This window comes from Flavobacterium foetidum (assembly GCF_004634245.1).
GTDB classification, from domain to species: Bacteria; Bacteroidota; Bacteroidia; order Flavobacteriales; family Flavobacteriaceae; genus Flavobacterium; species Flavobacterium foetidum.
The window spans coordinates 125,009-145,997 of record NZ_SJTF01000006.1 but is presented as its reverse complement, the minus strand read 5'-3'; the positions used below and the strand labels follow the sequence as shown (position 1 = coordinate 145,997).

Sequence of the window (20,989 nt, the reverse complement as noted above, 5' to 3'; positions counted from 1 at the left end):
AAAAACTGCGCAACTGTCTAAGATGGACTTTGCGCATTTTTTTATTTGTTTTGAAATTGTAACAGCCGCAATTGTGGGTATTTGGTTGTTGAGTTTTGCATTCATGTAGGTATGGAATATCAGCAAATTAAAAAACATTTTGATTGTTTATAAGAATTATCTATTACATTTGGTATAAAATCACGATGAGGTTTGTCATGCATATATGTAAGTTGCCACAAATAACAAAAACGACCATATGAAATCAGAAACGAAAATTCAAAACCTATTATTTGCAATTTTAGTTCTCGTAACAGTTTCTTGTAACAGAGACGACGAAAATCAGGCAGAGGACCTCAATTGCAAGCCAACCAGCATATCAATGGTGGTGAACGGCACACCTCAGACTTTCCAAGCCTTAGGCTATGGAATCGATTTAAGGTCAAAAGGATACGAATTACATTTAAATGGCGACAGAAGAAGCAATGATCCTTTAAGAGAACAGGGGATTGCAGTTATTTTGCCGTATAAAAAAACGGGTAAAAATATAATTCAACAATTTCATTACCATCAATATATTGATAAGGTATCATTTGATGGAGATTTTCTTAAAGGGGAATTTACAAGTGATGTCATAATTAATAGAAATTCCTGTTTCTATGCAACATTCTCAGGAAAACTAAGTGATGGCAAACAGGAAATAATTATAACAGACGGTATTATTAGTTACCAATATGATAAGGCTTTTGATGATTAAAATTCAACTTCGCTAGCGCGAACGTCACGCTCGTGAATGCAACGGAATGTTGAGACTAAGAGGTTTGTAAAACAAAAAAACACCAACTTTTTCAAGTGGTGTTTTATCTTAGTAGCGGGAACAGGACTCGAACCTGTGACCTTCGGGTTATGAGCCCGACGAGCTGCCTACTGCTCTATCCCGCGATGTTTCGGGTGCAAAGATACGTCGTTTTTTGAGAAAAACAACGAAAATTTTAAAAAATGTTTTATTTTCTCTATTAACTTGATATGACTACCTTTGCAGAATAAATTATACTCAAAATGTCACACAAAGCAGGGTTCGTAAATATTATCGGAAATCCAAATGTTGGAAAATCAACACTGATGAATGCGTTCGTCGGAGAAAGATTGTCAATCATTACATCAAAAGCACAAACTACTCGTCATAGAATTCTGGGAATCGTAAACGGAGAAGACTTTCAATTGGTTTTATCAGATACTCCAGGAATCATCAAACCAGCTTACGAAATGCAGGAATCGATGATGAACTTTGTAAAATCGGCTTTTGAAGATGCTGATATTTTAATTTATATGGTCGAAATAGGCGAGCAGGACCTTAAAGACGAAGATTTCTTCAAGAAAATCATTCATGCAAAAATTCCAGTTTTATTGCTTTTAAATAAAATCGATAATTCAAATCAAGAACAGTTAGAGCAGCAAGTTACTTTTTGGAAAGAAAAAGTGCCAAATGCAGAAATTTTCCCAATTTCGGCATTGCAGAATTTTAATGTCCCAGAAGTTTTCGGAAGAATTATTGATTTATTGCCAGAATCACCAGCCTATTATCCAAAAGACCAATTAACAGACAAACCAGAACGTTTCTTTGTTAACGAAACCATCCGTGAGAAAATCTTATTGAATTACGCTAAAGAAATTCCATACGCAGTAGAAATTGTAACAGAAGAATTTCATGAAACCGAAAATATCATCAGAATCCGTTCTGTGATTATGGTAGAACGCGATACACAGAAAGGAATTATCATCGGGCATAAAGGTGCAGCGCTTAAAAAAGTAGGAACCGATGCTCGTGCCGACTTAGAGAAATTCTTCGGAAAACAAATTCACATTGAGCTTTACGTAAAAGTGAATAAAAACTGGAGAAGCAATGCCAATATGCTGAAACGATTCGGTTATAATCAGTAAGATGACTTGGACGTGCCCCTCCGGGTCGGGCTTTCGGCTTTATCTTTTGTTCCGTTTCACTTCACAAAAGGATATCGCCTCAATCCCTCACGCAAACAAAACTCAACAAAGATTCGGTTTTTTTAAGAAAGTAAATGAAAATTAAAAAAATTACGCTGGTAATCATTTCAGTTTTTGTTTTGGTATACGCCGGAATAAAAGTGGTTAAAAGATTAAATCTTAACAGCGACTACGAAATAGGACAACCGCTCGACAGTTTAAATGGCGTAAAGGTCTATTATAATGGAGGAGTTGACCATGTTTCTGGCAGAAATATCACAAAAGACAGCTATAATCTAGGGCTGAAATACCAATGTGTTGAATTTGTAAAAAGGTATTATTACCAATATTACAAACACAAAATGCCAGATGCGTACGGCCACGCAAAAGATTTTTTTGATTCGAAAACACCAGATGGCAGTTGGAACAAAAGCAGGGGATTGGTGCAATATAAAAATCCGAGCAACTCAAAACCTCAAGTAGGAGATTTAGTGATTTTTTCAGGTTCGCTGCTAAATAGATTCGGACATGTGGCTATAATTTCTAATGTATCTGAAAACGAAATCCAAATTATACAGCAGAATCCGGGACCTTTCGGCAGTTCAAGAGAGGTTTTTGACCTGAAAAACCAAAACGGAAATTATAAAATAGACAATGAAAGACTGTTAGGTTGGTTGAGAAAAGAATAACGATAAACGTTCTTGAAACCTATAAGCTCTAGCCCAGATAGGAGCGGTATCCTTTTCCTGGTATCGTTTTTTTATAACGAGACCAGGAAAAGATAAAGCGGATAGCTGGAAATTGCTCCTAAAAATAACAATAAAAAACTTAGGTACTTAGAATCTTAGCAACTTAGCGACTTTTTTACATACCTTTGCAAAAAATTTAAACAAAGCATTTTGGATTACAAGCAATTAGATTTTTAGGAAGCTAAGAATCTGAAATCTAAAATCTAAAATCTAAAATTCAAAAAAATGAGTAATAACATTGTTGCGATAGTAGGAAGACCTAATGTGGGGAAATCAACCCTTTTCAATAGGCTGATACAAAGAAGAGAAGCTATTGTAGATTCAGTATCTGGGGTTACCCGCGATAGAAACTATGGTAAAAGCGAGTGGAACGGAAAAGAGTTTTCTGTCATTGATACCGGTGGATACGTACGCGGAAGCGACGACGTATTTGAAGGCGAAATCCGTAAACAGGTAGAACTTGCTATCGATGAAGCCGATGTTATTATTTTTGTAGTTGATGTTGAGGAAGGAATCACTCCAATGGATGAAACCGTGGCGAAATTGCTTCGTAAAGTTACAAAACCAGTTTTATTGGCTGTAAACAAGGTGGATAACGCCATGCGCGAAAAAGACGCTGTAGAGTTTTATAACCTTGGTTTAGGCGATTATTACACTTTTGCAAGTATTTCTGGAAGCGGAACAGGTGATCTATTAGATGCCTTGATAGAAGCTTTCCCAGAAAAACCAGAGCCCGTTGCGCCAGAAACAGAATTGCCTCGTTTTGCAGTTGTAGGAAGACCAAATGCCGGGAAATCTAGTTTTATTAATGCCCTGATTGGTAAAGACCGTTATATTGTTACCGATATTGCAGGAACAACTCGTGATGCTATTGATACCAAATTTGATCGTTTTGGTTTCGAATTTAATTTGGTAGATACTGCAGGAATTCGTCGTAAAGCAAAAGTAAAAGAAGATTTAGAGTTTTATTCTGTAATGCGTTCTGTACGTGCAATTGAGCATGCCGATATCTGTATTCTGGTAATCGATGCAACACGCGGATTTGAAGGTCAGGACCAAAGTATTTTCTGGTTGGCTGAAAAGAATAGAAAAGGAGTTGTAATCTTGGTAAACAAATGGGATTTGGTAGAAAAAGATACCATGTCTACTCGTGATTACGAAGCAAAAATCAAAAAAGAACTACTGCCTTTTACAGATGTACCTATTTTGTTTGTGTCGGCTTTAACAAAACAGCGTCTGCTTAAAGCTCTTGAAACTACAGTTCAGGTTTTTGAAAACAGAAAACAAAGAATTCCAACGTCTAAGTTTAATGACTATATGCTGAAAGTAATCGAGGCTTATCCGCCACCGGCTACAAAAGGGAAATACGTAAAAATTAAATACTGTATGCAATTGCCAACAGCGGTACCACAGTTTGTATTTTTCGCCAATATGCCGCAGTATGTAAAAGAGCCTTACAAGCGTTATTTAGAAAATAAAATCAGAGAAAACTGGGATTTTTCGGGAGTTCCGATTGACATTTATATCAGAGAAAAATAATAAGAATAAGGTCCCCAGATAACGGGGACTTTTTTTTGCTCATTTTTTAATGGCACGTTATTTGAATAAATGTAAAAATTACAATTAAACCTTTTTTGTTTTTTGTAGTCTAACCAGTCTAACTAACCTAATTTTATGACCAAATTTATTTCATTTTTATCGCTTTTTTTTCTTTTCGTTTTTACTGCGAATGCACAGAACGATATTACTGTTAAAGGGACAGTTCTCGATGTAAATACACAATTGCCTTTAGAACTTGCCACCGTTTATTTTACCACCGTAAAAGATTCTACTGTAATAGAATATGCTACTACAGACAAAAACGGTGCTTTCCGTATGAACATCAAAAAGTTCGACAAACCCGTATTTCTAAAAGTGAATTATATGGGATATCAAACCTATTACGAAGAATACAAAGGCCTTACAGAAAGCAAAGACTTCGGGAAATTATACTTAATAGAAAATGTAAATGCATTAAATGATGTTGTAATTAAAACCGAAGCCGCGCCAATTACCATCAAAAAAGATACTTTAGAATTTAATGCTGCTTCTTATAAAGTCCGTCCAGACTCTAATGTTGAAACACTTTTGAAACAGCTTCCCGGCTTTGATGTCGATAATGACGGAAAAATAACTGTCAATGGGCGAGAGGTCAACCAAGTTTTGGTAAACGGGAAAACTTTTTTTGATAAAGACGGAGCTATCGCAATCAAAAATCTTCCCGCAGATATCATCAAGAAAATTCAGGTTTCAGATTTTAAAACTAAAAAAGAAGAACTTTCAAAACAAGAGTCGACTTCCGATTTTTCGAGCATCAATATTACAATCGACGAAAAGAAGAACAAAGGTTATTTTGGTAAAGTTATGGGGGGTTACGGTACCGATGATCGTTATGAAGCCAATATCAATCTGAATTATTTTAATAATCAGCAAAAAATAAGTTTGCTGGCGTCTTCCAATAATATCAATTCAACCGGTTTTTCTATGGATGATGTTTTTGATAATATGGGTGGAGGACGAAATAGCAGCGGAAGAGGAGGAGGTTCAACTTCTGGCGGAAGCGGAAGAGGGATTACGCAATCTAATTTAGTCGGTCTTAATTATTCTGACGACTGGACTAAGAAATTACTGGCGATGGGAAGTTACAATTTTTCGAATACAGTCAATAATAATGATAATAAATCGAATGAAGTTATTTTTCAGCCTACAGGAAATAATATAACACAAAGTGAGTCTAAGTCAAGAAATGAAAATACGGGTAATAATGCCAATTTTGAGTTAGAGTACAAATTAGATGCGAAAACACGAATTGTTTTTGCACCAAAAGTAAATCAGTCAAGAACCAATGGTCGTTCGTCATCTTCAAGTTTTGCTGAAGATGAAAATGGGAATGCCCTAAATAAAAGCGAAGGAAGTTCTTTTTCTGAAGGCACAAATACAAATTTTTCTAATTCGATAAATTTCAATAAAGCTTTTGATAAAAAGGCCCGTAATTTAAGTTTTGTTTTTACCAACAATAATACAGATAGTGATAATAATGCATTGAATATTTCTGAGACAATTTACTACGTCGGAAATAGACCTGATGATTCAAGAAATCAGAACATAAAAAAGAGAGCTGTAAGTGATGCTTATTCGGCAGATATTGAGTATACCGAACCAATAACCGATTCATTACGAATAAGAATTGGTGCCGATTTAGATTGGAGGAGCAATAGTAACGATCAAAAAACGTATAATTTCAATGAAATTTCTCAGGAATATACGGATTATGATTCAAGATTTAGTAATTATACAAGCTCAATTCAAAATTCGGTTACGCCAAAAGTTGGAATTACGTTGCAAAAAAATAAATTTACCATTAATCTAGACAGCCGCACTTCGATTGTAAGGTTTGATAATTATTCATTTTATCAAGATGCAGCGACAGATTTAAGCAAAAAGTATGCACTCCCTTTTGCAACTGCTTTATTAAGATATAAATTCAATCGTTCTAAAAATCTATCATTCAAATATGATTATTCAAATGCATTACCGTCAGCCAATCAGTTAATGCCGATTATAAATTTGAATAATCCATTAAATACCATTACTGGAAATCCAGATTTAAAACCGGTTGAAAAAAACAGCGTTAATTTCCAATTTAGGAATTATGATTTTAGATCTCGTTCAGGTTACAGCTTTAATTTAAAAGGAGATTACTATAATAATGATATTGTTTCTATTTCAAGCTTTGATACAAGCGGACAAAAGTTTACTACCTATACAAATATTTCTGGTGTTTACAATCTTTCTGCAGGAGCAAATTGGAATCAGCAGATTAAAAAAGATGCGCATATATTCCGATATGGTGTTGGTTTAAGCGGAAATTATTCTTTTGATAAAGGATATACCAATGATGTTCTGTATAATTCCAAATCAATCGGAGTGACTCCAAAAGTTTATATGTCTTACGATTATGGAGAAGTATTAACCATTGCGCCATCGTATAATTTGTCATACAGTGAATCTAAATATGAAAATTATTTATTGGGTCAGACATCTAATGTGGTGCATAGAGTTAATGTGCAAACTACAACATACTGGCCGAAAAATTTAGTTTTTGGAAATGACTTTGGATACACATACAATTCAAACATTTCGGATGGCTTTAAAAAGGATTTTTTCCTTTGGAACACTAGTTTGTCTTATGGGTTTTTAGATAAAAAACTTTATGCGAAAGTCAAAGTTTACGATGTTTTGAACCAAAATTTAAGTGCAACAAGAACCATTACCGCAACCTCGATTCGAGATGAAGAAAATACAGTTCTAAGAAGATATGCAATGTTTTCTTTGGCATACAAAATCGGAAACTTTTCTGAAGGGAAAAAGGGAGGAAGAGGAAGACAGAGGGAGTTTTAGGTTTCAAAGTTTTAAAGTCGCAAAGTAGCAAAGGGACAAAGAGACAAAGGGACAAAAAATAAAAAAACGGCAAATCATTTATAATTTGCTGTTTTTTTTATAGTAAAATCTAAAATCTAAAATCTAAAATTTACGATTAATTCTATGATAAACGGTAAATCTGATAATATCTCGATCATAAAAATCGACACCGCTGGCACGTCTTTGGAAGTTTTTGAGATACCCCAATTCTAAACCAAGATTAGGAGTGAAATGATAGCGTAACGCAGCATAGATACGGTTTTGATCAAAAGTATTTCTTTTGTTGTCTTTTCCGTAATTGAATAAAATTTCATCAGAAATAGTGCCTTTTAAACTGTTTTGCTCTTTTTCCCAAAGTGTAAAAGTCGATTGCAGACGGTATCTAAATCGGTATGCAAAGGAGAATTCGTCTAAAAGCCCATTCTTGTCCGCTTTTTGAATAAAGCGTTCTTCCAATTGAAAGCGATTATGAAAGGTAATTTTAGCAATGTCATTAATAAAAGTGATGTCCTGTTGTGTACGGTATTCGGGAATTGAATAATCAGGATCGGCGTCCGGATTCTGTGTATTTACGTTAAAGTAAGCAAATCCGCCTCCGAGTTCTATAATTTTGCTGGTACGATATCGGCCTTGAATTCTGATGACAAAAAGGTTTTCGTGAATTGGATTTACAAAGCTCCTATTGTCAAATTCCGAATGCAGCGCCCACTTTTCGGTCAGCGGCAAAACATTGTAATACCGAATCCAAGTCAAGGTCTGATGGTCGATTTTCTTTTGATTCTGCCCCGCTGAAAATTGGTAGGCAAAGAGAAGTGTAAAAAGAAATAGTTTAAAAGATTTTTTCAACGCTGTAAAATTCAGGTTGCGAATTTATACAAACAAAATTAGTTCCAGATAGTGTAAAAAACTGTTTTAGAATATTTTTTGTGATTTGTTTCAAAAGAAAAACGAGATTCATTAAAAAAATGAATCTCGTTTTCTAACTAAAACTAACCAACCGCTTACAGCGAATACTTAAATGTAATTCCGTACGTTCTTTGATCACCAAGAACACCAGCATACTGTCCAGCATTTCCACCAGCAGGAAGCAACTGCTCATAATAATCTTTATCAAAAAGGTTACGTCCCCAAATGTGAATAGATAAACCTTGCGAAGCGCGGAAACCTAAACGAGCATTAAAGATAGCATATCCTTGAACTACTAAATATTTTGAAGCCGAAGGGCTTGAAGAAAATTCAGAACGCGCATATCCGTCGGCAGCAAAGAAGATTTTTCCTGAGTTTCCAAAAAATCTTGCTCTGTCAGAAAGTTCACCTCCCAAAGATCCTGCCCATCTTGAAGCTCCTGGCAATGCAGACCCTGAAACATCTTTGAAAGATACTGGTGCTCCAGTTTCTTCCAAAGGAAGTGGCGCATTGGTAAATTTATCATATTTACCATCTGTGTAAGTAGCTGCACCGTTGATGGTTAAATGTTCGCTTACATAAAAGCTTGCGTCTAATTCAACTCCTTTTACGCTAACTTTATCAGCATTTGCTAGGTAACCTCGATTTACACCTAATTCTGCAGCCTGAACGTTGGTCTGGAAATCTTTAATTTCTGTGTTAAAGAATGTCAGGTTGAATATTGAGTTTTTGAATGGTGATGTTTTTACTCCCAATTCGTAATGGTATACTTTTTCTGGTTTAATAACCGCCAGTTCAAGCAAGGGTTGACCAGCAGAGTTATTAGGAAGACCAGCTACGTTTACACCCACTGGTTTGTAGCTTTTAGCAAAAGTTCCGTAAATGTTGATTTTATCTGTTGCTTTGTAGTTAACAGTAATGTTTCCTGAAAAGTCTGTGTTATCTGTGCTTGAGTCAAATGCTTGATCAGAATACACCAATTTTTTCAAAGCCAGTAATTGTGGATCGGTCGTCTGCAGACCACCGTATGTTGTACGAGCATAGTGCGCATCCTTTTTGTCAAAATTATATCTCAAACCAGGTAAAATATGCAGGCGTTCTGTAATGGCCCAGTCCAATTGTCCAAACACTGCCGCACTAGAGGCTCTGATTCTTGCATCAGTTTTAATTCCGTATCCTTCAAATAATCCCGGTGTTTTCCATAAGTTGCTTGTTGTGCTTTGAGAAAATCTCCATTGTGCGTTTCCTGATTCTTCTGTACCGTCTGTCTGAGAAGTCTGATCAATAAAGAATACTCCTGCAACACCACTAATTTTTGAAGTTAATTGTCCAGCATAACGAACCTCTTGTGTAACCTGTGTTTGTCTTGTTGGGTTTTGAGATTTTGCCAAAACCTGTAATCCTGTAAAATCTCTATCATTTGATGGATCCCAGTTCCAAAAACGCCATGCAGTTGTCGAGGTAAGGGTACCGCCACCAATTTTAGTGTCGATATTAAGAGAGATACCTCCTAAATCTTGTCCAGAACGCCAAGGAGTATCTTGGTCTATTTTACGATCAAAGGCATTCTGGCTTGGAAGCTGATAGTTTAAATCGGCAATAATTGCGTTAAATTGTCTGTAAGCTGCTCTTTGTGTCGGAGCTACTCCTGCGATTACTTGGGCATATCCGTCAGGACGCTGTGTAGTTAAATCTCCAGAAAAAATGATATTGGTGTTTTGAGTCGGCGTCCAAAGCAATTGTCCTCTAAAACCTTGATTGTTGAGCGTGTTGGTGGCTCTTCCGGTTGCAACGTTGTCAACTAAACCGTCACGCTGTGTGCCTGAAAAAGACAAACGCCCAGCCACTTTTTTTCCTAATGCTCCCGTAACAGAAGCTTTTGCCTGCAGAAAAGCATAGTTACCATAACTCACCTCAAAATCGGCTCCTGATGTAAAACTTGGTTTGCGCGAAGTAATGTTAAAAGCTCCCGAAGTAGTGTTTTTTCCGAATAAAGAACCTTGAGGACCTCTTAAAACCTCGATTTGTTCAACATCGATAAAATCTAATGTGGTTGCAGCCGGACGTGCATAGTAAACTCCGTCTACATAAAATCCAACTCCTGGATCGATACCGTCGTTTGTTAATCCGAAAGGAGAACCCAAACTTCTAATGTTGATTCCGGTATTTCTTGGGTTAGAAGAGTATAATTGTACTGATGGAACTAATTCTTTAATGCGGTTTACGTTAAAAGCGCCTTGCTGTTCTGCCTGTTTGCCAGTTACAACCGATACGGCGATTGGCACATCCTGAACCTTTTCGATTCTTCGTCTTGAAGACACGACTACTTCAACCAGTTTGTTTTCTTCATGTAGCGTAATGTTGATAGGAGAGGCGGGGATAGCGCCGATTTCTAGTTCAGCAGTTTTATAGCCTACGTATTGCACTAATAATGTTACGGGTAATTTTCCTCGAGAATCAATAGTAAAACGTCCTTCTGAATCTGTTATTGTGCTGAATGTAGTTCCTTTTATTACGACATTCGCCGCTTCTAGTGGAACGTTTTCATTATTGATTACAACTCCCTCTATGTTTTGTGCAAAAGAAATTGAGAAGGTTAAAACTGCAAGTATGGTAAAGATATTTTTTATAGATGTTTTCATTTTTTATATTAAGTATATGTGATTAGTAGAGTTTAAAAATAAATTTTTTTACCAGCACATACACATCATAGAAGATGCAGTTTTCACCGTTGTGAATTGTTTATTTTGTTTTTGCAAAAGATTTGTGACACCTGATGAATTTGATTTTACTTTCATGGGGTTAAAATTTTGTAAATGATTAGTTAAATATTTTTTGGCAAATATATATATAAATTCTATCGATTTACTAGGAATTAGAGAAAAATTTTTTATTTTTTTACAAGTGAGGCAATTGTAATACCTTCCATCGCCTTTAGAGTCTTGTCTCTAATCAGCATTAAACCGTGACGCAGATTGCATTCAGACTCGGTTTTGCAGTCTGAACAAGGCTCATAAAAATTTAAGGAAGCGCATGGCAAAAGTGCAATTGCACCGTCAAATAATCGGTGAATTTCTGCCAAAGTAATGTCATTTTTTGATTTTATCAGATAATAACCGCCAAATTTTCCTTGTTTGCTGCTTACAAAACGACCGCGTTTTAGATCCAGTAATATCTGTTCTAAGAACTTTTTGGGTATATTGGCTCCGTCAGCAATTTCCACTGTTCTAGAAATGTGATTTTCGTCTTGTTCTGCTAAATAAAGTAAAGCTTTAAGGGCGTATTTTGCTTTATGCGATAACATCTGTTAAATAATTGTAAAGTGTAAATGTATGATTTTTTAAACTTGAAACCTAAACTTCAAACCTGAAACATAAAAAACTTGAAGCGAAATAAATTTACCAGCTTCCGCTTGATCCACCTCCTGAGAAACCTCCTCCGCCAAAACCACCGCCGAAGCCTCCGCCTCCGCCAAAGCCTCCACCAGATGATCCTCCGCCGAAACCTCCAAATCCGCCACTGCTTCTTCCAAGATTACTCAAAATAATAACGTCTAGAAGGCTAGGACCGCCTCCGCCGCTGTTTCCTGAATTTCCGCCGCCTTTTTTATTTCGCGCCAGCAAAATTAATATAATAACGACAATTATGATGAAAGGCAAAATCGGAAAGCTTTGTCCTTGGCTTTTTTTGCGTTCGCCTTTGTATTTTCCTTTAAATACATCAAAAAGAGCGTCGGCTCCTTTATCAAGTCCTCTATAGTAACTTCCTGCCTTAAACTCAGGAATTATAATATTACGAATAATGGTTCCGCCAATACCGGCAGTCAGTCGATCTTCTAGACCATATCCAGGATTAATAGCGATTTTCTTTTCGGCTTTAGCCAATAAAATAATTACGCCATTGTCTTCTTTTGCTTGGCCGATTCCCCAAGTATGTCCCCATTTTGTCGCCAACTGACTTACATCTTCGCCTTTTAGACTTTCAATGGTAATGACTACAATCTGTGTTGAGGTCGAATCTGAATAACGAATTAGCTTTTGTTCCAACTGCGTTTTTTCAGAAGCGCTTAAGACATTTGCGTAATCGTAAACAGAAGTTTGAAAACTGGGTTTTTTCGGAATTTCAAATTGTGCAAAAATAACATTGCAGGTAAAAAATCCGATAAACAAAAGGGTAAACTGAAAAATTCTATTGGAATTTGAGATTTTATTTTTGGAATTTTTCATTCTTTTATCCTTTTGAGATTTCGTTAGATAGTTCGTTTGTATCGTCTTCTGTAGAAGGGAAATATTTTTTTAGCTGTTCTCCTGCATTCAGAATTCCGTCTACTATTCCCTGTTTAAAGTTTCCTGCTTTAAAATGGTTCACCATGATGTCTTTGGTACAGTTCCAAAAGTCATCTGCCACAACATCGTTGATTCCTTTATCACCACAGATTACAAAGTTTTGATCTTCTACGGCAAAATAAAGCAATACGCCGTTCTGCAGTCTGGTTTCGTCCATTTTTAAATCATGAAAAACTTCTAAAGCTCTGTCGAAATGAGCTTTAGAAGTTGTTTTTTCTATATGTACTCTAATTTCGCCCGAAGTGTTTTTTTCAGCCTCAACGATGGCATTCACAATTTCTTGCTCTTCTTCTTTGGTTAAAAAATCTTCTACTTTTGACATTTTATAATTTTAGAGTTTTAGATTGTTGATTTTAGATTTCCAACGGTTACGTTTTTAATCTAATTCTTTTTTTAGAATTTTACTTCAACTGGTTTATCTGCACCTGTAGAAGCTTCAAAATATGGTTTTTCTTTGTATTCGCTCAAGAACCAGTTGTTCGGAATCTTTAAAACATATCCGTTGTAAACTTGTACAGCTTCATTAAAACGAGTTCTAGCAGTTAAAATCTGGTTTTCGGTACTTGCCAATTCGTCCTGCAATTTCAAGAAATTCTCGTTTGCTTTTAAGGTCGGATATTGCTCCACAGAAACCAATAATCTAGATAAAGATGAAGATACTCCGCTTTGAGCTTGATTAAAGGCAGCCAATTGTTCTGGTGTAACGTTGGCTGGGTCAATTGTCACAGAAGTTGCTTTTGCACGTGCTTCGATTACAGCGGTCAATGTTCCTTTTTCAAAGTCAGCTGCTCCTTTTACGGTGTTTACTAAATTACCGATAAGGTCATTTCGTCTTTGGTAAGCTGTCTGTACATTTCCCCATTCCTTGTTTACTGCTTGGCTATGCTGTAAAGCTGTATTTTTAATTCCAATTGACCAAAAAGCAATTATCGCAATCAGTGCTACAATAATTCCTACGGGGATTAACCATTTTTTCATATTAGTTTAATTTAAGTTTATTTCAATTTTTAATTACAATTCGTTTTTAATGTCGTTCAATTGCGTTTTTATCGATTCTAATTTACGTATTATTTCGAATTTATCTAACGTTTTCTTCTGACCTTCTTTTAAATGTATTTTAGCACCTTCTAGCGTAAAACCTCTTTCTTTCACCAAATGATAAATCAGCTGCAGGTTTGTAATGTCTTCGGGCGTAAACATCCTGTTTCCTTTGGCATTTTTTTTAGGTTTGAGGATGTCAAATTCGCTGTCCCAAAAACGTATCAATGATGCATTGACATTAAAAGCCTTGGCCACTTCGCCAATGCTGTAATATCTCTTGTCTTTGGAAAGTTCAATATGCATGATCTGTTTTTTTCTATTTTATTTCAAAAATACTATTTTTTTAACAATACTAATCTAATGATTGATTTTCTTGATTAGCCATCTGCGAAATAGCCACATATTCTACAGCCGAAATATTTCCGTAGTAAAAATTCAGCGGGTTCACGACTTTTCCGTCCTTATGTACTTCGTAGTGACAATGCGGACCTTCAGATCTTCCTGTACTTCCAACATAACCAATTACATCACCACGTTTCACACGTTGTCCTGGTCTGCAATTGTATTTGCTTAAATGGGCGTACAAGCTTTCGTATCCAAAACCATGCCTGATTACGACATGATTTCCGTAACCAGATGCTGTATTATCTGCCCTCTCAACAACTCCGTCGCCAGTCGCGTAGATTGGAGCGCCAGTGTTGGCGGTAAAATCCATTCCGTTATGCATTTTTCTCACTTTCGTGAAAGGATCAATCCTGTATCCAAATCCAGAAGCTACACGCTTTAAATTCTCATTCTGCACAGGCTGAATCGCCGGAATGGCAAGCAGTAGATTTTCTTTGGCTCCGGCCAGTTTCAAAATTTCATCTAACGATTTTGATTGAATGGCCAGTTGTTTAGAAAGCTTGTCAATTCGTTTCGTGGTGTTTAAAACCAATTGAGAATTGTTATATCCTTCAAGAGTTTTGTATTTTTCTGAATTCCTGAATCCTGCTTTTCTGATTGAATCCGGAATTTCGGTTTTGTTAAAATATACTCTGTAAATATTGTTGTCACGTTCTTCGAGAGCATCTGCAACTTCGTCAATTTCATCGAGTTTTTTATTTAAGATAGCATATTGAAGCTTTAAATTTTCGATTTCACGTGCCTGCAAGCGATCTTTTGGTGTTTCGAAATAAGGCGTGTTGATTAAAAGAACAAAAACTAAAAATCCGAATAATGCAGAAGCCAGTAAAAACAATAATGCATAACCTGCTTTTATTCTTTTTCTGGTTTTTATTTTCGTATAAGCCAGATTTTCTGAGTCGTAATAATATTTTACTTTCGCCATATTTTAAAATACGCTATTTTTGCAGCTTGTAAAATAAGTGAGACGAACAATGTTGCTAAATGTTTCAATTGTACGTGGCTTTTTTACAAGAATTAATGATTAGATATTGGGGCTATTTTTATCATTAGATAATGCGCAAAATAGACAATTTATTGTTTATATAATAAGTTTTTTGATTTCATTATAAAAAACTTAACGCATCATCAAATGAAACATTTATCTAATTGTCTAATTTTCAAATTGACACATTAAACAGACACATTTTTCTAATTTAAATATGAAATCACAAGACGTACGTAAACAATTTTTAGACTTTTTTAAAAGCAATGGACACTTGATTGTTCCATCGGCTCCTATCGTTCTTAAAGACGATCCGACCTTAATGTTTAATAACTCGGGAATGGCCCAGTTTAAAGAATATTTTTTAGGTAACGGAACTCCAAAAAGTCCAAGAATAGCCGATACGCAAAAATGTCTTCGTGTTTCAGGAAAACATAACGACCTTGAAGATGTAGGTTTTGACACTTATCACCATACGATGTTCGAAATGCTGGGCAACTGGTCTTTTGGTGATTATTTCAAAAAAGAAGCAATCAACTGGGCTTGGACATTGCTTACAGAAGTTTATAAGATTCCAAAAGAAAATCTGTATGTTTCTGTTTTTGAAGGAAATCCCGAAGAAAATGTTCCGTTTGACCAAGAAGCTTGGGATATCTGGAAAACGCTAATTGACGAAGACAGAATTATTCTCGGAAATAAAAAAGACAATTTCTGGGAAATGGGTGATCAAGGACCGTGCGGACCTTGTTCTGAGATTCACGTTGATTTGCGTTCTGAAGAAGAAAAAGCACAGGTTTCGGGTAAAAGCCTTGTAAATAATGATCATCCGCAGGTAATCGAAATCTGGAATAACGTATTTATGGAATTCAACCGTAAAGCAGACGGATCTCTTGAAAAACTTCCGGCACAGCACGTAGATACCGGAATGGGATTTGAGCGTCTATGCATGGCTTTGCAAGGAAAAACATCAAACTATGATACAGATGTTTTTACCCCTCTAATCGAAAAATTAGAACAAATTACAGGTTTAAAATATATTTCAAACGAAGTTAAAAATATCAGCGAAGAGCAGGATAAAACCAATATTGCGATTCGTGTTGTGGTAGATCACGTACGTGCGGTTGCGTTTGCAATTGCAGATGGACAATTGCCGTCTAACACGGGCGCAGGTTACGTAATTCGTAGAATTTTGCGTCGTGCAATTCGTTACGGATTTACGTTTTTGGGTACAAAAGAGCCTTTCATCAATAAATTGGTGGAAGTTTTGGCAGATCAAATGGGAGAATTTTTCCCAGAAATCAAATCGCAGCAACAATTGGTTACCAATGTAATTCGTGAGGAAGAAGCTTCTTTCTTGAGGACACTAGAACAAGGATTGCAATTGTTGGAAAATGTGGTTGCCGAAACATCTGGAAAAGAAGTTTCAGGAACTAAAGTTTTTGAATTGTACGATACCTTCGGATTTCCAAAAGATTTGACCGCTTTGATTCTGAAAGAAAAAGGTTTCTCTTATAATGAAGATGAATTTGAGTCGGAACTGCAAAAACAAAAAGCGCGTTCTCGTGCGGCTTCTGAAGTTTCTACAGAAGACTGGTCTGTTTTGATTCCTGGAAATGTGGAAACATTCGTTGGTTATGATAAGACAGAAAATGAAGTAAAAATTACCCGTATCAGAAAAGTTGATTCTAAAAAAGACGGTATCTTGTATCAAATTGTTTTAGACAATACCCCTTTTTATCCAGAAGGTGGAGGACAAGTAGGAGATAAGGGAACATTGGTTTCTGCAAACGAAACAATCGAAATTATTGATACCAAGAAAGAAAACAATTTGATTCTGCATTTTGCAAAACAGCTTCCAGAAAATCTAGAGGCAGGTTTTGTCGCAAAAGTAAATACCGATCTAAGAACATCGACGTCTAAAAACCACTCGGCTACGCACTTGATGCACTTGGCTTTGAGAAACATTTTAGGAACACACGTAGAGCAGAAAGGATCGTTGGTGAACCCAAATTATCTGCGTTTTGACTTTTCGCATTTCAGCAAAGTTTCTGATGAGGAAATCAAAAAAGTTGAAGCTGCTGTAAATGCTCAAATCGAAGCACAATTGCAATTGGTAGAACACAGAAATATTCCAATTCAAGAAGCATTAGACAAAGGAGCAATGGCTTTATTTGGAGAAAAATACGGAGATACTGTTCGTATGATTGAGTTTGGAGACAGTAAAGAATTGTGCGGTGGTATTCACGTAAAAAACACTGCTGATATCTGGCATTTCAAGATTATTTCTGAAGGTGCTGTGGCAGCTGGAATTCGTCGTATCGAAGCAATTACGGGAGATGCAGTGAAAAACTTCTATGTAAATCAGGAAAATACACTTTCTGAAATAAAAGAAACACTTAAAAACCCGCAAGACATTTTAAAATCTGTTGCTTCTCTTCAGGATGATAATGCGAAATTGAAAAAACAAGTTGAGCAATTGTTAAAAGAAAAAGTAAACGCTCTGAAAACTGTTTTAGAAAATGATTTTGAGGAAGTAAATGGTGTAAATTTCCTTGCCAAACAGGTAGATTTAAGTATGGCTTCAACAAAAGATTTGGCTTCTGCCTTAGGAAGTTCGAAACCAGATGCTTTTGTGTTTCTAGCTTCTGTAGAAGACGGTCTGCCAAACATTCACTGTTATATCTCAAAAGAATTGGTTACAAGCAAAGGCTTAAATGCAAATGCAGTAATCAAAGAATTAGGTAAATATATTGAAGGAAATGGAGGAGGACAGCCTTTCTTCGCTTCTGGAAAAGGAAAAAATGCAGGAGGAATTGCCGAGGCGCTTTCTAAAGCAGTTGAGTTTGTTAAATAAGTTTCTAAGATGCTAAGGAGCTGAGCTTCTAAGTTTTCTTTGGAATTATCCATATTCAGACCCGATAGGTTTTTAAAACCTGTCGGGTTTTGTGTTTGTAGTGATTTCTCATTTTATGTCATTTCGACTGAAAGGAGAAATCTCCGCAAGTAACTCCGCAATCGAAGGCAATAATCTTTGTCGAGCTTCTTGTGGAGATTTCTCCTTCGTCGAAATGACAAATAGTACGTTTATTGATTGTTTTTGTACTTACTAAAAAGTATTTTAAGTTATTATAATGTCATTTAATATTTAATTCAATTGCGTCCAGCTTTAGCTGGATGAAAAAAAGGAAAGAATTAGAAAAGGGCTTTAGCCAAACTATCATGTTTGGCTAAAGCCCTTAATTTAAATTATGATCCATCCAGCTAAAGCTGGACGCAATTCATAAAAAACTTAGAATCTTAGCGCCTCAGCAACTTAGCACCTAAAGAAAATTTACTTTCTTTCCCCAATCTGCTGGCGCCACATCGCGTAATACAATCCTTTCTCGACAATCAAATCTTCGTGTTTGCCTTGTTCGATGATTTTGCCTTGTTCTAGAACAAAAATCCTGTCGGCGTGCATTACTGTTGACAATCGGTGCGCGATTAAGACCGTGATTCTATTTTTGTCTGAGATGTTTCGAATAGTGTCATTAATCTCTTCTTCGGTAATAGAATCCAGAGCAGAAGTTGCTTCATCAAAAATCAATAAATTCGGATTTCTTAAAATGGCTCTGGCAATTGACAAACGTTGTTTTTCGCCACCAGAAACTTTTATTCCTCCTTCGCCGATTGTGGTATTTAAGCCGTCTTCTGCGCGTCTTAAAAGTTTATCGCAGCTGGCACGTTTCAGCGCGTCATATAAGTCGTCATCGGTGGCATTTGGCTTAACAAAAAGTAAGTTTTCGCGTATTGTTCCCGAAAATAATTGCGCATCCTGTGTTACAAATCCGAGCTGTTTTCTTAAATCAAGCAAATCAATATCAGTAGAATCGATATCATTATAAAGTACCTGACCCTCGGCGGGCGTGTATAAGCCGACTAGTAATTTCACTAAAGTTGTTTTTCCGGAACCAGATGGCCCGACAAAAGCAACAGTTTGTCCTTGTTTGATTTCAAAATTGATGTTTTCAACGGCTTTGAATTTGGCTGTTTTATGCTGGAAACTCACATTGGTGAAAAGCAGTTTCTGGATTGCGCCAATATGTTTTGGATTTTTAGGACGGAATTCCTTTGGGGCATTCAATAAATTTTTGAAATTTTCCATCGAAACTTTTGTTTCATTCAAGGCGATAATAAAGTTTCCTAATTCCTGTAAAGGACCAAAAATAAAAAACGTAAAAAATACCATTGTAAGTAAATCACCCACTATGATTTTTCCTCCGAATAAGAAATAATACAAAGCAAAAACAACGCACGTTCTTAAAAAGTGAACCGTTGTTCCCTGAATAAAACTCAAACTTCTGATGAAACGAATTTTCTGTAATTCCAATTGCAGGATTTTAAATGTATTCAGGTTCAGACGTTTTTCTTCCTGATAGGTTAATCCAAGGCTTTTTACCAATTCGATATTTCGTAAACTCTCGGTTGTGGAACCCGCCAATGCATTGGTCTGATTTACAATTTTACGAGAAACGATTTTGATTTTTTTTCCTAAATACAAACTTACCAAAGCGATAATTGGAGCCGTAATTAAAAAGATAATCGAGATGCGAAAATCGATTCGTGCAACATAGACAATAACAAATACAAATCCGATAATGGTCTGAAAAATTAAGGAAATCGAAAGTGTAATCAGTTTTTCAGAATCGATTCTAACTTTTGTTAGTTTGCTTAGGGTTTCACCGCTTCGCTGATCTTCAAATTCGGCATACGGAAGGTCAAGAGATTTTTTGATTCCGTCTGTGTACATCTGCGCTCCTGTACGCTGAATGACAACATTCGTAAAATAATCCTGAAAGTTTTTGGTAATTCTGGAAATCATGGCCGCTCCGAGTGAAAGTCCAAGCCAGAATGCTAAAGATTTTATAAATCCGATTTCGTTTCCTTTGTATTTTGCGATTCCGACACCGCAGTCTTGCATTAGTTTTCCGGTAATGATCGAATCTGATAAACTGAAACAGATATTGATTGTGGCCATAATCAAAGCAAAAAACAAGAGCATTTTATGTTTGATGATGTAAGTATAAAGTAATTTCATAAGTGATTTAAAAAAATGGGAGATGCAAAAATAAGCAATTGTTTTAGTTTGTGATTGTGTTTTTTGTTATTAAAAATGTAATTTTTTAACGCTGTTAAGTTCTAGTAAAAGTTGATGATTTTTGTTTTTATACAAAGTTTGTTTTTTAAGATTTTAGTATAAAAAAAAGAAAAGTATTTGTTAATGTGGAATGCCGTAAGGTTTTGATTTTTGATAGTATTACGTTTGTATTAACAATAAATTTAACCTGAAAAAAAATGAAAAAACTTTTACTCCTTTTTGGAGCTTTGACGCTGTCATTGACCTCTTGTTCAAGTGATGACTCTTCTTCAGAATCAACTGATGCTGTTTTGTTGAAAAAAACAATTTTGACAGATTCTGATGGCGAAAAAATTACCACAGTTTATACCTATAACGGGAATAAAATTGTTAGTATGGTTGACGATTCCGGAGATGTAAATCTTTATTATACTTACACAGATGACTTAATTACCAAAATAGAATTTAAACTTCCTAACGGAACTCTTGAGCAAGTAAACACTTATACTTACGATTCAAACAAAAGACTCTCTGTTTTTGTTCGATCTGAACCTACAGATAAATTGGGTTCTAAAACGGTTTATACTTACAATACCGACGGAACTGTTTCTGCAAAAAATTACAGAGGAGATGATAAAACACAAACCACTCTTAATGGAGAGTCTAAGGTGTTTTTTGATAAAGGAGAAGTAGTAAAAATAACATCTGATTACAGTCCAAATAAGACTTTTACTCATGATGATAAATTCAATCCTATGAAAAATGTTTTAGGAATGGATAAACTTGCTTTTGAAGATAGCGATGCTGATGGAGTGGTGCATAACATTATTTCTGAAAAGAATTCAGATAATAACGTAGTAACGTCAACTTACGTTTTTACTTATAATGCGGCTAATTACCCAACAAAAAGTGTAGATACCGAAGAGGGAGAAACTACAACTACAGAGTATTTCTATTAATAAAAAATACAATTATCAAGAAGCCAGAACTATTAGTTCTGGCTTTTTTGTTTCTAAAAAAT

Annotated in this window: 16 protein-coding genes and 1 tRNA gene; 7 read left to right on the top strand and 10 right to left on the bottom strand. The window is 35.7% G+C overall.

Annotated features, from left to right (window positions below):
* The first annotated feature begins 238 nt into the window (after positions 1–238).
* Positions 239–736 (top strand): BTB/POZ domain-containing protein, encoded by a 498-nt coding sequence (locus E0W73_RS09770; protein WP_135221890.1) that lies wholly within the window; start codon positions 239–241, stop codon positions 734–736.
* A 112-nt stretch (positions 737–848) separates the two neighbouring features.
* Here the strand turns inward: E0W73_RS09770 and E0W73_RS09765 are convergent.
* Positions 849–921 (bottom strand) — tRNA-Met (locus E0W73_RS09765).
* A gap of 117 nt (positions 922–1,038) precedes the next feature.
* On the opposite strand from E0W73_RS09765, the gene era reads away from it, so the two are divergent.
* The 4 genes from era (at position 1,039) to E0W73_RS09745 (ending at position 7,148) form a co-directional block, all read left to right on the top strand.
* Positions 1,039–1,920, top strand: coding sequence for a GTPase Era (gene era / locus E0W73_RS09760; protein ID WP_135221889.1), 882 nt, complete (start codon positions 1,039–1,041; stop codon positions 1,918–1,920).
* Between the two features lie 134 nt (positions 1,921–2,054).
* The gene (locus E0W73_RS09755; RefSeq protein WP_135221888.1) at positions 2,055–2,648 is read left to right on the top strand and encodes a CHAP domain-containing protein; all 594 of its coding nucleotides are present in this window, start codon (positions 2,055–2,057) and stop codon (positions 2,646–2,648) included.
* Between the two features lie 285 nt (positions 2,649–2,933).
* Positions 2,934–4,247 carry a ribosome biogenesis GTPase Der gene (gene der, locus E0W73_RS09750; protein ID WP_135221887.1) on the top strand — a complete coding sequence of 438 codons (1,314 nt, stop codon included), beginning with the start codon at positions 2,934–2,936 and terminating at the stop codon, positions 4,245–4,247.
* A 135-nt stretch (positions 4,248–4,382) separates the two neighbouring features.
* Positions 4,383–7,148 (top strand): outer membrane beta-barrel protein, encoded by a 2,766-nt coding sequence (locus E0W73_RS09745; RefSeq protein WP_135221886.1) that lies wholly within the window; start codon positions 4,383–4,385, stop codon positions 7,146–7,148.
* A 123-nt stretch (positions 7,149–7,271) separates the two neighbouring features.
* On the opposite strand, the gene E0W73_RS09740 is transcribed toward E0W73_RS09745, so the two are convergent.
* From E0W73_RS09740 to E0W73_RS09705, 8 genes are all read right to left on the bottom strand, one after another.
* Positions 7,272–8,015 carry a DUF2490 domain-containing protein gene (locus E0W73_RS09740; RefSeq protein ID WP_244248461.1) on the bottom strand — a complete coding sequence of 248 codons (744 nt, stop codon included), beginning with the start codon at positions 8,013–8,015 and terminating at the stop codon, positions 7,272–7,274.
* A gap of 155 nt (positions 8,016–8,170) precedes the next feature.
* Entirely contained in the window at positions 8,171–10,717 is a 2,547-nt protein-coding gene (locus E0W73_RS09735; RefSeq protein ID WP_135221885.1) for a TonB-dependent receptor, read from the bottom strand.
* A gap of 248 nt (positions 10,718–10,965) precedes the next feature.
* A complete protein-coding gene (locus E0W73_RS09730; RefSeq protein WP_135221884.1) occupies positions 10,966–11,379 on the bottom strand; it encodes an RrF2 family transcriptional regulator in 414 nt (137 codons plus the stop codon).
* 94 nt (positions 11,380–11,473) lie between these two features.
* Complete coding sequence (locus E0W73_RS09725; RefSeq protein WP_135221883.1) at positions 11,474–12,301, bottom strand: TPM domain-containing protein; 828 nt, start codon at positions 12,299–12,301, stop codon at positions 11,474–11,476.
* A gap of 4 nt (positions 12,302–12,305) precedes the next feature.
* Positions 12,306–12,743: a TPM domain-containing protein gene (locus tag E0W73_RS09720; RefSeq protein ID WP_135221882.1), complete on the bottom strand. Its 438-nt coding sequence runs from the start codon at positions 12,741–12,743 to the stop codon at positions 12,306–12,308.
* 71 nt (positions 12,744–12,814) lie between these two features.
* Positions 12,815–13,399, bottom strand: a complete 585-nt coding sequence (locus E0W73_RS09715; protein ID WP_135221881.1) for a LemA family protein — start codon at positions 13,397–13,399, stop codon at positions 12,815–12,817.
* Positions 13,400–13,432: 33 nt separating this feature from the next.
* Positions 13,433–13,765 carry a MerR family transcriptional regulator gene (locus tag E0W73_RS09710; RefSeq protein WP_091492704.1) on the bottom strand — a complete coding sequence of 111 codons (333 nt, stop codon included), beginning with the start codon at positions 13,763–13,765 and terminating at the stop codon, positions 13,433–13,435.
* Positions 13,766–13,814: 49 nt separating this feature from the next.
* Positions 13,815–14,792 (bottom strand): peptidoglycan DD-metalloendopeptidase family protein, encoded by a 978-nt coding sequence (locus E0W73_RS09705; RefSeq protein ID WP_135221880.1) that lies wholly within the window; start codon positions 14,790–14,792, stop codon positions 13,815–13,817.
* 277 nt (positions 14,793–15,069) lie between these two features.
* Here E0W73_RS09705 and alaS point away from each other — a divergent pair, with 277 nt between their 5' ends.
* Complete coding sequence (alaS, locus tag E0W73_RS09700) at positions 15,070–17,706, top strand: alanine--tRNA ligase (protein ID WP_135221879.1); 2,637 nt, start codon at positions 15,070–15,072, stop codon at positions 17,704–17,706.
* Positions 17,707–18,183: 477 nt separating this feature from the next.
* Here alaS and E0W73_RS09695 read toward each other — a convergent pair whose 3' ends face one another.
* The gene (locus E0W73_RS09695) at positions 18,184–19,929 is read right to left on the bottom strand and encodes an ABC transporter ATP-binding protein (protein ID WP_135221878.1); all 1,746 of its coding nucleotides are present in this window, start codon (positions 19,927–19,929) and stop codon (positions 18,184–18,186) included.
* 257 nt (positions 19,930–20,186) lie between these two features.
* Here E0W73_RS09695 and E0W73_RS09690 point away from each other — a divergent pair, with 257 nt between their 5' ends.
* Positions 20,187–20,927: a hypothetical protein gene (locus E0W73_RS09690; RefSeq protein WP_135221877.1), complete on the top strand. Its 741-nt coding sequence runs from the start codon at positions 20,187–20,189 to the stop codon at positions 20,925–20,927.
* Positions 20,928–20,989: the final 62 nt, after the last annotated feature.

Bases quoted from the DNA above. Each gene is read 5' to 3' on its own strand.
- E0W73_RS09770 (WP_135221890.1), top strand. From the start codon at position 239: ATGAAATCAGAAACGAAAATTCAAAACCTATTATTTGCAATTTTAGTT.
- era (WP_135221889.1), top strand. From the start codon at position 1,039: ATGTCACACAAAGCAGGGTTCGTAAATATTATCGGAAATCCAAATGTT.
- E0W73_RS09755 (WP_135221888.1), top strand. From the start codon at position 2,055: ATGAAAATTAAAAAAATTACGCTGGTAATCATTTCAGTTTTTGTTTTG.
- der (WP_135221887.1), top strand. From the start codon at position 2,934: ATGAGTAATAACATTGTTGCGATAGTAGGAAGACCTAATGTGGGGAAA.
- E0W73_RS09745 (WP_135221886.1), top strand. From the start codon at position 4,383: ATGACCAAATTTATTTCATTTTTATCGCTTTTTTTTCTTTTCGTTTTT.
- E0W73_RS09735 (WP_135221885.1), bottom strand. From the start codon at position 10,717: ATGAAAACATCTATAAAAAATATCTTTACCATACTTGCAGTTTTAACC.
- E0W73_RS09730 (WP_135221884.1), bottom strand. From the start codon at position 11,379: ATGTTATCGCATAAAGCAAAATACGCCCTTAAAGCTTTACTTTATTTA.
- E0W73_RS09725 (WP_135221883.1), bottom strand. From the start codon at position 12,301: ATGAAAAATTCCAAAAATAAAATCTCAAATTCCAATAGAATTTTTCAG.
- E0W73_RS09720 (WP_135221882.1), bottom strand. From the start codon at position 12,743: ATGTCAAAAGTAGAAGATTTTTTAACCAAAGAAGAAGAGCAAGAAATT.
- E0W73_RS09715 (WP_135221881.1), bottom strand. From the start codon at position 13,399: ATGAAAAAATGGTTAATCCCCGTAGGAATTATTGTAGCACTGATTGCG.
- E0W73_RS09710 (WP_091492704.1), bottom strand. From the start codon at position 13,765: ATGCATATTGAACTTTCCAAAGACAAGAGATATTACAGCATTGGCGAA.
- E0W73_RS09705 (WP_135221880.1), bottom strand. From the start codon at position 14,792: ATGGCGAAAGTAAAATATTATTACGACTCAGAAAATCTGGCTTATACG.
- alaS (WP_135221879.1), top strand. From the start codon at position 15,070: ATGAAATCACAAGACGTACGTAAACAATTTTTAGACTTTTTTAAAAGC.
- E0W73_RS09695 (WP_135221878.1), bottom strand. From the start codon at position 19,929: ATGAAATTACTTTATACTTACATCATCAAACATAAAATGCTCTTGTTT.
- E0W73_RS09690 (WP_135221877.1), top strand. From the start codon at position 20,187: ATGAAAAAACTTTTACTCCTTTTTGGAGCTTTGACGCTGTCATTGACC.